Source organism: Microcoleus sp. B6-A1, assembly GCF_036705085.1.
GTDB lineage: Bacteria > Cyanobacteriota > Cyanobacteriia > Cyanobacteriales > Microcoleaceae > Microcoleus.
In genome coordinates this window covers 77,860-89,519 of record NZ_JAUBTU010000012.1, presented here as the reverse complement: position 1 = coordinate 89,519, position 11,660 = coordinate 77,860, and the positions used below count along the sequence as shown (strand labels likewise).

General features: G+C 46.4%; 13 protein-coding genes and 1 tRNA gene. 10 read left to right on the top strand and 4 right to left on the bottom strand.

Features of this window, described 5'->3' with window-relative positions; translation table 11 throughout:
• From QUB11_RS06670 to QUB11_RS06660, 3 genes are all read right to left on the bottom strand, one after another.
• A partial coding sequence (locus tag QUB11_RS06670) for a ribbon-helix-helix protein, CopG family (protein WP_333256543.1) occupies positions 1-659 on the bottom strand: 659 nt, incomplete at its 3' end.
• 230 nt (positions 660-889) lie between these two features.
• Entirely contained in the window at positions 890-1,546 is a 657-nt protein-coding gene (locus tag QUB11_RS06665) for a HEAT repeat domain-containing protein (RefSeq protein WP_333201743.1), read from the bottom strand.
• 299 nt (positions 1,547-1,845) lie between these two features.
• Positions 1,846-2,748: a phosphodiester glycosidase family protein gene (locus QUB11_RS06660; protein WP_333201741.1), complete on the bottom strand. Its 903-nt coding sequence runs from the start codon at positions 2,746-2,748 to the stop codon at positions 1,846-1,848.
• 71 nt (positions 2,749-2,819) lie between these two features.
• Between QUB11_RS06660 and QUB11_RS06655 the strand changes: the two genes are divergently transcribed.
• From QUB11_RS06655 to QUB11_RS06640, 4 genes are all read left to right on the top strand, one after another.
• Positions 2,820-3,626, top strand: a complete 807-nt coding sequence (locus tag QUB11_RS06655; protein WP_333201739.1) for a pentapeptide repeat-containing protein — start codon at positions 2,820-2,822, stop codon at positions 3,624-3,626.
• Between the two features lie 82 nt (positions 3,627-3,708).
• Positions 3,709-3,861 (top strand): hypothetical protein, encoded by a 153-nt coding sequence (locus tag QUB11_RS06650; RefSeq protein ID WP_333201737.1) that lies wholly within the window; start codon positions 3,709-3,711, stop codon positions 3,859-3,861.
• A 313-nt stretch (positions 3,862-4,174) separates the two neighbouring features.
• On the top strand, positions 4,175-4,474 hold the full coding sequence (locus QUB11_RS06645; protein ID WP_333201733.1) for a type II toxin-antitoxin system HigB family toxin: 300 nt from the start codon (positions 4,175-4,177) through the stop codon (positions 4,472-4,474).
• On the top strand, positions 4,458-4,853 hold the full coding sequence (locus tag QUB11_RS06640) for a transcriptional regulator (RefSeq protein WP_333104604.1): 396 nt from the start codon (positions 4,458-4,460) through the stop codon (positions 4,851-4,853). The genes QUB11_RS06645 and QUB11_RS06640 overlap by 17 nt, the downstream gene beginning before the upstream one ends.
• A gap of 247 nt (positions 4,854-5,100) precedes the next feature.
• On the opposite strand, the gene QUB11_RS06635 is transcribed toward QUB11_RS06640, so the two are convergent.
• Positions 5,101-5,185 (bottom strand) — tRNA-Ser (locus QUB11_RS06635).
• 268 nt (positions 5,186-5,453) lie between these two features.
• On the opposite strand from QUB11_RS06635, the gene QUB11_RS06630 reads away from it, so the two are divergent.
• The 6 genes from QUB11_RS06630 (at position 5,454) to QUB11_RS06605 (ending at position 11,538) form a co-directional block, all read left to right on the top strand.
• On the top strand, positions 5,454-6,737 hold the full coding sequence (locus tag QUB11_RS06630; RefSeq protein WP_333390090.1) for a transposase: 1,284 nt from the start codon (positions 5,454-5,456) through the stop codon (positions 6,735-6,737).
• Between the two features lie 143 nt (positions 6,738-6,880).
• On the top strand, positions 6,881-7,249 hold the full coding sequence (locus QUB11_RS06625; RefSeq protein ID WP_333040827.1) for a 2Fe-2S iron-sulfur cluster-binding protein: 369 nt from the start codon (positions 6,881-6,883) through the stop codon (positions 7,247-7,249).
• A 34-nt stretch (positions 7,250-7,283) separates the two neighbouring features.
• Positions 7,284-7,799, top strand: a complete 516-nt coding sequence (locus QUB11_RS06620; RefSeq protein ID WP_333390089.1) for a thermonuclease family protein — start codon at positions 7,284-7,286, stop codon at positions 7,797-7,799.
• A gap of 220 nt (positions 7,800-8,019) precedes the next feature.
• Entirely contained in the window at positions 8,020-8,835 is an 816-nt protein-coding gene (locus tag QUB11_RS06615; protein WP_333390087.1) for an inositol monophosphatase family protein, read from the top strand.
• A gap of 101 nt (positions 8,836-8,936) precedes the next feature.
• Positions 8,937-9,839 carry a tetratricopeptide repeat protein gene (locus QUB11_RS06610; RefSeq protein ID WP_333390086.1) on the top strand — a complete coding sequence of 301 codons (903 nt, stop codon included), beginning with the start codon at positions 8,937-8,939 and terminating at the stop codon, positions 9,837-9,839.
• A 463-nt stretch (positions 9,840-10,302) separates the two neighbouring features.
• Positions 10,303-11,538, top strand: coding sequence for an ATP phosphoribosyltransferase regulatory subunit (locus QUB11_RS06605; protein ID WP_333390084.1), 1,236 nt, complete (start codon positions 10,303-10,305; stop codon positions 11,536-11,538).
• Positions 11,539-11,660: the final 122 nt, after the last annotated feature.

Here is an 11,660-nt window from a genome sequence, read left to right as displayed (position 1 = left end):
TCAGTAGCGAATTGCTGCTGCAAAGAAGCGATCGAACTTTCGCGTTCACTCAACTGCTGCTGTAAACTTTCGTAACTTGACTTCGCTACTGTTTCGGCTAATTGGCTTTCGAGATTTTGCTTTTCAGTAGCGAATTGCTGCTGCAAAGAAGCGATCGAACTTTCGCGTTCACTCAACTGCTGCTGTAAACTTTCGTAACTCGACTTCGCTACTGTTTCGGCTAATTGGCTTTCGAGATTTTGCTTTTCGGTAGCTAATTGCTGCTGCAAAGAAGCGATCGAACTTTCGCGTTCACTCAACTGCTGCTGTAAACTTTCGTAACTTTCTTGCAGCGGATTAGCCTTTACACTCACCGAGTCCGATAGAGTTTCTGCCGTTACAGCGTCATTAAACTCGCTTTCTTCGGCTGTTTCCCCTTGCAAGTGGGCTGCCTCTACCTCCGTTTCTTCACCTTTTTTCCAAGTGACAGTAACTTCCGTCTTGTCCTTAGAAATATCCAGAGCGCCTTGTGCCAAGCGTTCTAGGAGTTCCGACCTTGATATTCCGAGCTTGCGAGCGATCACGTTTAATCGATCGGCACTAGAAGAAGTCAGCGAAAGTCCGACTTTGACTTTACTTTCTGAATTGGAACTAACTACATTGCGATTTTTTTTGACCATTGGCATTTTCCTCATGCCAACCTACACTAATAAGTGTAGTGGCTGAAGCTTCTATTAAAATTAATTCTTGTTACTTACCAATTGTGCCAGCTTCTGTTCCCAATTTAACAAAAATCCGTGAATATACTCTTCGATCCATTCCTCGCCGTAAAACCGCTTAAACATTCCCTCGCCCGGTTTTTTTCGCCACGATACGGCCGATAGCACAGTTGAGCTTGTAAGCCCTGGTTTTAAAGGGAAGCTTCCAAAGTCGCACCTGCAACCCGATGATCTCGATCTTTGGCCAAATAGCTCACAGCAGCGCGAGCTTGAGGATTGTCAAATTTGCTCAGCGCGCGAGCAACTCGCAGCCGAATGCCCCAGTAATCTGAACTTACTAGAGGTAATAATTGCTGCAATGCCTCTTCTTGCTTCTGGGTATTTGCCAGCACACCAAATCCGTCAATTGCTGCTTCCTGAACTGGTACATCTTCGCCGCCAAGACCGATCGCACAAATTTCAAATACTGCATCAGGACACTGCATTTCGTACAGCGGAGCCATAATGCTGCGGCGGACGAGCCAATTGTCATCGCGGCGAAAAGCTTCCACTAAATGAGAAATTGCCTCGGTTCCGAACCTTGACAAAGAGTTAGCGGCTTCGGCGCGCACGTTCGGATCGCGATCGAACTGCATCATTTTTAACAGCGCCGCAAAAGCTTCCGCAGTTTGAATCTGCCGCAATCCCATCGCCACGAACGATCGCACCATAAACTCGCGATCGTCCACTTTGCTCAGCAACATCGGCAGCGCCACCGCAGAATCGCACTTTCTCAGAGCCGTTACCCCCCGCAGCCTCTCTTGAGAATCCGAACTTTGCAGCGCTGCTTGGATTTCGTTAATTTTCATAAGCCAATTATAAATTTTTATTACGTTTCTTTACAATTTTAGCAATTATTCCCGGATTTGGGGCAGATTTAAAAAAACTTCACTGCTGAATCAGAATTTTTGTGGGTATTTAAGCGAGCTTTTGTATTAGTAATTAAGGCAATCAGTACCCTATTTATTTGAGTATGCGGAGCCATCATTTATTTTTTTAAATATGTTTTAACAGCCAATTTTATACAACCAGCGGCTTGGGCGCAGTGCAGAATAAAATCAATCATTTTTGATCCCAATCTTCAGAGAAAAAAGCGCAATTTAAAACCCTAATTATCCCGCGCATAAAATCCTAAATGATTAGGAATTGGACGTTGCTGCATGGGGATTTTATTCTGAATCGGAGCATTCAACAGTTTCGCTCCTGACGGCGATGCTACTGCAAAAGTTACCGATCCGCCGCCATCTAAATTTAGCACTGTCTCGGCTCCCAACTGCATCGAAATATCAGTTATTTCGCTCAATTTCAGCCCTTCACTGTAAAGCCTCTGCTTGCCGTCTACCAGAATTAACCACAACTTGTCGCCTGTTTTGTCGATCGCCACGACGGCACGGGGATAGGGTTTATCCTGTGTGCGTTCTTTCTGGCTTTGTGCTACGGGTTTGCCATTTTTAACCAGCAAAGTATCTCCGGCAACTGCATAGGCTGTTCCCGCAGGGCAAGTGCCATTTTCGATTATTTGAGCGCGGTTTTTGGCATCAAAACAAAGGGCGGGAAAGTCTGGATTTGGTTGAGAATAAGCTTGACTTTTGGCAATGGCGTGTCCGACATTATTTACTCGATCGCCACTGCGGGGATAGTAATCCCAAGGTGCTTCCTCGATGCAGGGATAAAAAAAATTGCCGTTGACTGCTAATTGCAATTTAAATTCTTTCAGGAATTCAGTAGCCGTGCGGGCATTGGTTTCTGTTAAATCGGGTGTTGGGTTTCCGGGAGTGACAAAAATTCCTATTCCCGGCGCTTTTAGGTCGATGCTAACAATGTGAATTAGGGTGGGACGCGGATTAGTCCGAAATTCCCTGCGGTAGGCTATTCCCTGAAAGAGCGATCGGGCTTCGTTTGTTTGTTGGGGACGCAAAAAGTAGGGAATATTGTAGAGTAGTATTGGTGCGAGCAATATTCCCACACCGAGAATATGCCAAATTTGTTTGATCGTGGGCCGATAAGTCATACCATTTTAGATTGGAGATTGGGGACGGAAACACTGACAGATTTATATATTTTCCAGCATCCTATACTAATATGAAGTATTCGGATTCCAATAATTTTAGCAATCAAATTTTACGAAATCGATCGTTCCAAGGACAAGTTCTTAACGGTGCTGATTTCAGCGGTGCGGATGTTCGAGGCTGCAATTTTAGAAATGCTCAGTTAGCGGGTGCGAATTTTCTCGGTGCGAAAATCGGGCTTTCTCGGCGACAGATAGCTGTTTTGACTGCAGGGGCGATCGCGATTTGTTTGGTTGTGGGCGATGTTCTGACTCGACTGATTTTGGGAACTCAAGGACAAGTACCGGGCTCTGGCAGTTGGCCTTTTGTTCTGTTGCTGTACGGGGTTTTGAGCGCTGCTGGTTTCGCTTCGGCGATCGCCAGCAAACAGCCACAAACCTCAGCGGGTAGATTGGCACGAACAATTTCTGCTATTCTATCAGGAGCTTTGTTGGGATTTTTCTATGCTGGCACTGCAACTAATAATAATTCCCAGGCTGCTCTTGCTGGAATGTCGATCGGTGGGGTGTTAATGTTTTTGCTGAATTCCCGGATTCGTAGCCAATTTGCACAGGTGGCGATCGCATCGGCTGGAAGTGTGGCGACTTACGCGGCGGCTTTTTTGTTCAGTGCAACGGCGAGCGCTTTTCTGAGCACTCATAAACTGTTTTGGGGTATGTGTTTCGGTTTGCTGTCGCTGCTGTATCTTTGGTTTGCGTTTGTGTCTTTATCGGCTATTGTTCGAGAGATTGGAAATGCTGAGGGTACTTCGTTCAGAGGGGCAAATCTCGCTGAGGCTAAGTTCGATATAAATTACCTCAATCTAAAATCTAAAATTTAAAATCTAAAATTCCCTGACTGATATTCAAACAGCAATTGAGCCAGCAGAAAGCGACGCTTTGCTGCAAACGGTGAGGGAGCAAATGGCCGTCGAAAATTTGAATCCCAACGACAGCGAACTGCTCAAAAAGATGGTCGAATGTATGGGAGATTCGCAGGGAATGGTGAGGCTGAGTTTAGCAGAAACTCTCGGCTCAATTGGCAAACCTGCAACTTTTTTTTGCTGGAAGCTCTAGCACATCACCCCAACCCTGTCGTGCGTAGAGCCTCTGCTAAAACGCTGACTCTGATTTGCGAGGATCTCGCCCGAACCACGCTGCTAGAAGCTTTTTTACACGATGAGGATCAAGTCGGGGGAGGAAGAGTGGGATTAAAGACAAAGCCTGCGGTTTCCAACCGCGCCTAGACAGACAAAACCCACTTGGAGTGGGTTAAAGAATTTTTACTCGATCGGGCTTGACAATTTCCTCTCAAAATGAGAGGATAAGCATAGTAGTCAAGGATCAAAGCAATCGATGCCAAACAAAAAAAGACACCAACCAAAAACCCATGCACCTAATCTCGATCTCCAACCTCCGTAATGATGCGGCCCAGTATCCCGATGTCAAAACTGAAATTGATACCTTGCATAAAAAATTCAAGAATGCAAAATGGCAGAATTTGGAGGAGGTTCGCAAGGAGTTCCGGGATGCCGAAGCAGTAGGAAACTTCACCGTCTTTAATATCAAAGGCAACAAGTATCGCCTGATTGTCGGCATCAGCTACGAGGCTCAAACTATTTTCTACAAATATTTCCTAACCCATGCTGAATACGACAAAGACAAATGGAAAAATGATACTTACTTTTGATCGAGCAACTTATAGCAACTTGCTTGCAGAAATTGCTCCCAAGGCGATCGAAACCGAAGAGGAATACAATCGCTTCCTGGCAGTGGCAGAACGGCTAACCTTCGCTAAAAACCTCACTCCAGAGGAGAGAGTTTTATACAAGTTGTTAGTAACGCTCATTGAAGTTTATGAGACAGAAAATTATCCGATCGAATCGGAGCCTCATGAGATTTTGCAACACATCATGGAATCCAGCGGCACCCGTCAAGCGGACTTGGTAGGTATCATTGGATCGAGCGGTGTGGTGTCTGAGGTTGTCAATGGGAAAAGAGCGATTAGCAAGGCACAAGCTAAGGCACTAGGCGATTATTTTAAAATCTCACCTAGCTTGTTCATTTAATTTGGAAATTGGGCATTGGGAATAGGGGATTGGTTATTTGTGATTAGAAAAACTACTAACCAGTAACCACTAACTATTACCCATGCCCGATGCCCGATGCCCATGCCAGAGGCATCTGACCCTAGAAAAGCGAGATCCCTTGATTTTTCTAAAAGAATTCAAGGGATCTCGCTAATAATCAAAGTATTTATCTCATATCAGAGATTTTTGTTGCAAGCTGTTTTTTTTGCCTGAACAGCTTGTTTAACGGAGAGGGAGGGATTCGAACCCTCGTTAAGTTGCCCTAAACACACTTTCCAGGCGTGCGCCTTCAACCGCTCGGCCACCTCTCCAGGGCTAAATTCATTCATTTAGCCACAGCTCAACTATCTTAGCAGAACAAATCTGATTTGGGAAGGGGTAACGGCATAAATTTGCTGTTTAACTATTCAAGGGGGTCTGGGGGAGCAATAAGTCCCACACCATAATCTTTGATGTGGTGTTGGGATACATGGACACCCCCACACCGATTTTATCCGGTCAATCAGGCGTAAAATCGGTAGCAGGTATAGATTTATAGATTTGCAATTCTGTGTTAGACTTGATTGCATGACTCTGATCATGAACTACTGCTACCGAATTTATCCCGACGCCAGCCAAGAAGAAACGATGCTTCATTGGTTGGAAATTTCTCGCAAGGTTTATAACTACGCCTTGCGAGAAATCAAAGATTGGGTCAATTCGCGTAAATGTAGTTTAGATTATTGTTCGCTGGAGAGAGAATACATCGTTCCAGCCGACAAGCCATTCCCTACCTATTACGTTCAACAGAACGAACTTCCCAAAGCGAAGAAAACGTTCTCGTTGTTGGGCGAAGCCCCTTCTCAAGTTCTGCAAACTACTATTCGTAGATTGCATGATGCTTGGAATTATTTTCAGTCGCGGGGGTTTGGCTTTCCTCGCTTCAAGAAATTTGGACAAATCAAGTCCATGCTGTTTCCTCAATTCAAAACCAATCCTATTACGGGATGGCAGATAAGCTTGCCCAAAGTTGGGAAGATGCCTATCAACTTGCATCGACCTATCCCAGAGGGGTTTGTGGTTAAGCAAGCACGGGTTTTGAGGAAAGCTGATAGGTGGTTCGTTGTAGTGACAATTGAGTCTGATATGTCGATACCTGACGCTCAACCGCATGGAGATGCGCTGGGTATCGATTTGGGACTGGCCAAGTTTTTGACAACCTCGGATAAAGAGTTTATTGCTAGACCCCGATTCTTGACATCTTTGTACCGCAAGCTGGAATTGCTGCAACGTAAGTATGCCAGAACGAAAAAGGGTTCTAAGAACCGTGAGAAAGCTCGAATCAAGGTTGCCAGATTCCACAACCACATCGCTAGAGTTCGGAAGGATTGGCAATTCAAACTGGCTAACCATTTATGTACCAAGGAAGGTATTGGGATGGTCTTTGTTGAGGACTTGAACTTGAAAGCGATGTCCCGGGGGATGTTGAGAAAACATACCTTGGATGCTGCTTTTGGTCAATTTCTCAATCTGTTGGAGTGGGTCGCCAAGAAGCATCAAATCTATTTTTGTCGCGTCAATCCAGATGGAACGTCTCAAACTTGCCCTAAGTGCAACACACATACGGGTAAAAAAGAGCTTTCCGAACGAGTTCATAAATGTGGTGAGTGCGGATATCAAACCGATAGAGATCACGCAGCATCTGAAGTTATTAGGTTGCGTGGTTTAGAACTCATTAGTACGCAAGGACTTTGCGGAATAGAAAATGCCTATGCAGTCGGTCTGCCGGGGATTGATGAAAGTCAGTCGGCGTCAGAGGCGAAAACCCGCAAGGGAAGAACTAGGAAATCTTCCAACAGTGATGTTGGGAAGCCCATACCATAATCTTTGATTTGGTGTGGGAGGATGTCACTATGGGTAGGGTGTGAAACGGGCAGGCTTTGGTTCTCATCCCTGGGTCGCAAACCCATTCATTTCAAGGATCTTGCCCCGCCAACCCCAATCTAAAATCTAAAATCTAAAATTCCATGACTAACTCTTACACAATTAAAATTCATAACAGACAGACAGGCGATCGCCACACCGTGCGAGTACCCGAAGACCGCTACATCCTCCAAAGCGCGGAAAACCAAGGAGTAGAATTGCCCTTTTCCTGCCGCAACGGCGCTTGTACAGCCTGTGCGGTGCGCGTCAATTCGGGGGAACTGCACCAGCCAGAAGCAATGGGGCTTTCTGTGGAACTGCAAAAAGAAGGTTATGCCCTGCTGTGCGTCAGCTATCCCCGTTCCAACATCGAGGTAGAGACGCAAGACGAAGACGAAGTGTACGAACTGCAATTCGGCCGCTACTTCGGCAAAGGTAAAGTTAAAGCTGGTTTGCCGTTGGATGAAGAATAAGGCAATTTGAGAAATTATCAATCACCAATTATCCATGCTTTATCGATTATGTGCGATCGCCCTTTGTCTGTTGTTAGCTAGCTGCCAAAAACCAGAAATGCCCCAAGGTAAGATCGCCAAAGTAGAAAGGGCCATCAGCGGGCAAACAATCGAAGTTATCAGTACAGCCGACAAAATAGCCTTATTAGAACAAATCAGGCTGATTGGTATTGATGCACCGGATTTAAAACAGCAGCCTTGGGGAGAAGCAGCCAAACAAAGACTAGAACAGCTAACTAGGGGAAAACAGGTATTGTTAGAATCCGACATGGAACAGAAAGACCAGTTCGATCGCAAACTAGCCTACTTGTGGCAAGATAAAAATTTGCTCAACGAACTGCTAGTCAAAGAAGGTTATGCCCTGGCATCAGTGCGATCGCCCAACACCAAATATCAGCAGCGACTCATTAACGCTCAAGAATGGGCGAGACTCATGGGTAAAGGCCTGTGGAATCCAGAACGAGCATTGCGCCAAACTCCCGCAGAATTTCGCCAGCAAAATCGGAAATAGTCAATCGATTTTAGATTTTAGATTTTAGATTAAAGAATTGAAGCATTGACCCCACCGATAAATACGTTCGGCAAGTTTCATCGGGTACAGGTTTTTATTTCTGGACGGATGAATCACGTGGCGGGTATCGTGGATGCTTTCGGTCAGTTGGGAATTGTTGACAACTGACAACTGACAACTGACAACTGACAACTGACAACTGACAACTGACAACTGACAAATGACTGACAATCAACTGCAAAACTTCTTAGAAATAGCCACCGAAGCAGCCCTAGCCGCCGGTTCCGTCCTGAAATCTTTCTGCGGAAAATTAGAAAAAATTCAAGAAAAAGGCCGATCGGGCGATTTAGTCACAGAAGCCGACAAAGCCTCAGAAGCGGTTATCTTAGAAATTCTCGGCCGCCACGTACCCCACCACGCCATCCTCGCTGAAGAATCCGGCAAATTAGGGGATGCTAGCAGCAAATACCTGTGGGCGATCGACCCTTTGGACGGCACAACAAATTATGCTCACCAATATCCTTTTTGGGCCGTGTCGATCGGACTTTTAATCGACGGTATACCACAAATGGGAGTAATTTACGACCCTTTTCATAACGAATTATTTCGGGCCGGCAAAGGATTGGGAGCAACCTGCAACCGTTCGCCGATCGAAGTTTCCCAAATCTCAGAATTGAGAACCAGCTTGCTAGTCACTGGGTTTGCATACGATCGGCGCGAAACAGCAGACAATAATTATGCCGAATTCTGTCACCTCACCCACCTCACCCAAGGCGTGCGGCGCAGCGGTTCCGCATCCCTAGACCTCGCACACCTCGCGATGGGGCGATCGGACGGATACTGGGAACGGGGACTCGCCCCTTGGGACGTAGCAGCCGGTGTAGTCATCGTCTCCGAAGCCGGAGGTCAAATTACAGCTTATGACGGTAGTGCCTTTGATATGAACTCAGGTCGGATTTTGGCAACAAACGGCAAAATACACGCCGAACTCAGCAGCGCACTGCTAGCAGTACCTCCCTTATCTTCTTGGAAGTAGCGCCCCCCAGCAATAGATCGGGGGTAGTACGGGGGTCACAACCCCTTGACTCAAGCTACATTAAAGAATAGTGAAAAGCCAGGAAAGGAAGAGTAAAAGTTATGTCTTTTGAAATGACAAAAGGGCTGTTCAAGTATGACTTTACAGATCAGCACGCAATTTTGGGAGTTCCCTTAGACGCCGAGTTTAACGACATCCGCAAGCGCTACATGAAAATCGCCCGCCGGTTGCATTCGGATACTTGCTCTTTTGAAAGCCAAGCTGATAAAGATTGGGCTAACCAATTTTTGTCAAAAGTAGTCAATCCGGCTTACAACAAATTCTCTAAGGAAAGCGATCGCAAAGAATACAGCCTGCTATTAGCAGCCATCGCCAAGCGCGTCGTTAAAGAACAGGCTAAAATGCAAATTGAAAGCGCAGCAGCCAAACAGTTAGCTACCGCTAAAGATTGGGAAGAAGCTTACAAAACAGCAGTTAGCAAACTCGCTCTCAAGCAGTACGAATCAGTTAAGGAAACGCAAGAGGCGATCGATCAAATTAGCGAACTTAACATGGTTTACATGCTGCGAAAAGAGCGCATTGGCATTACAACCCCGCCACCACCCCCAACCCCAATTCCCCCAACCCCAATTCCAACCCCAACCCCAAATCTACCCCCAAATCTACCCCCGCCCAAAGACGACCCGCGGATCGAAGCCTATTGCCGCCGAGCTCAAGGATTTATGGACAGCAAAAATTACGCTAAAGCAAGTTTGGAGTTGAGGGAAGCCCTGAAGAACGCCCCAAAACACAGCAAGGCTCACGCTATGTTAGCAATGTGTTACCTTGAACAAAATCAAGCCACAATGGCTAAACTTGAGATGAACAAAGCTTTGGCATCAAATCCTGAAGAACCGACGGCTTTGGAGGTTAAGAAAAAGCTGGAACAAGCTGCCGCAAAAGCCAAAAAAGGTGACGAGAAACCAGGATTTTTTGCAAGTTTGTTTGGCGGGAAGAAGAAGTGAGAAGTTGTGAGTTGTGAGTCTTGAATATTTAGAAACGGGTGAACTGCTCAGCAGTGGAGTCAGCTAGAGCAAAAAAATCAAGACTTGGTGAGATCAAATCCGGTGACATCGAAATTATACCCTCAGTGCGATCGTCCCGCGATCGCGGATGCTCCTGGAAGAACGGGACGATCGCACTGACGGGGAAAATGATAATTCCGATGCAAACGAAAACGCTATCACGCCTTAATTTGTTAAAGTCGAAGGTTAAGCTTGCCTTCTTGGACTTTAACAGCTTCCCCTAAAGCTAAGCTTCTGGGCCCCATCTAAAATCTAAAATCTAAAATCTAAAATCTAAAATTCAGATGACACCTTAATTTGTTAAAGTCGAAGGTTAAGCTTGCCTGGTTCGACTTGAACACCGTCCATAAAGCTAAGCTTCTGGGCCCAATCTAAAATCTAAAGTCTAAAATCTAAAATTGATATGGTTCACCAACCCCCATCCGGTGCAAGAGATTTATTGCCCCTTGACGTTGCTCAAAAAATTTCGATCGAACGGCGCTTGCAGCAGGTTTTTCACCGCTGGGGCTATCACCGGATTATTACTTCAACTCTAGAAAGGCTGGAAACTTTGATGGCTGGGGGCGCGATCGACCGATCGACCTTAATTCAACTGCAAGACGCCGAGGATGGAGAACTTGGTTTGCGGCCGGAATTGACAGCATCCATCGCGCGGGCGGCTGCAATGCGGATGGCCGGGACTCGCTGGCAGCCCCAGCGCCTCTACTACAACGCTAACGTGTTCCGCAAAGGCCCAGATACTGGCTCAGGCGGGCAACAGGAGTTCTATCAAGCTGGGGTAGAACTCCTCGGCGCGGGGGGGGCGGTTGCGGATGCGGAAGTGCTGCTGCTGCTGTCTGAGTGCTTGCAGAGCTTGGAAATTGATGAGTGGCATTTGGTTTTGGGAGAAGCGGGCTTGACTGCAACATTGCTAGAACCGTTTCCGCCAAACGTGCGCCAAAAAGTTCGGGGGGCGATCGCCAATCTCGATCGAATTGCCTTGGAAACTTTGCCGCTGTCAACAGAATTGCGAGAAAGAGCACTGCTGTTATTTGACTTGCGCGGCCGCCCAGAAGAGGTGTTGCCAATTGTTGCCAAGCTGGATTTAGATTTGCCGCAGCAAGCCGCGTTAAATAATCTCAAATCGGCGATCGAATTGCTGCACCAATGCCAGTCAAAAATTCCCAATCTAAAATCTCACATTCACCTCGATTTGAGTTTAATTCAAACATTTGACTACTACACGGGAATTGTGTTTGAAGTTGTCAGCAGCAGCAAGACAGGACAGCGAGTTTTAGGACAAGGAGGACGCTACGACCAACTGTTGGGACTGTTCGATCCGCAAGGGCAAAATTCCCCCGGCATCGGGTTTTGTCTGAATATTGAAGATTTGCACCAAGTTTTGCTGACAGAGGGGCAGTTGCCCACCCAGACGCCTGCTAGCGACTGGTTAGTTGTGGCTCAAACTCCTGAAGCTAGTGCCGCCGCGTTTGCTTACGCTCGCAAACTCCGAGACTCTACTCACCTAGTTCGGGTAGAAATAGATTTGGAGAGTCGGGAGACGGAGGAGGCGGCGCGGGAATACGCGCGCGATCGACGAATTGCTCAAATTGCTTGGGTAAATGCCGAAGGATTGCCAACAATTGAAACGGTAAATTAGGCTAATTGGTAATTGGTAATTGGTAGTTGGTAATTGGCTAAAAATCACCCGATATGATATTATGTATCCTGCTGATTGAGATCAGGTTTTGCCAATTGCTAATTGCTAATTCCCTATCTAAC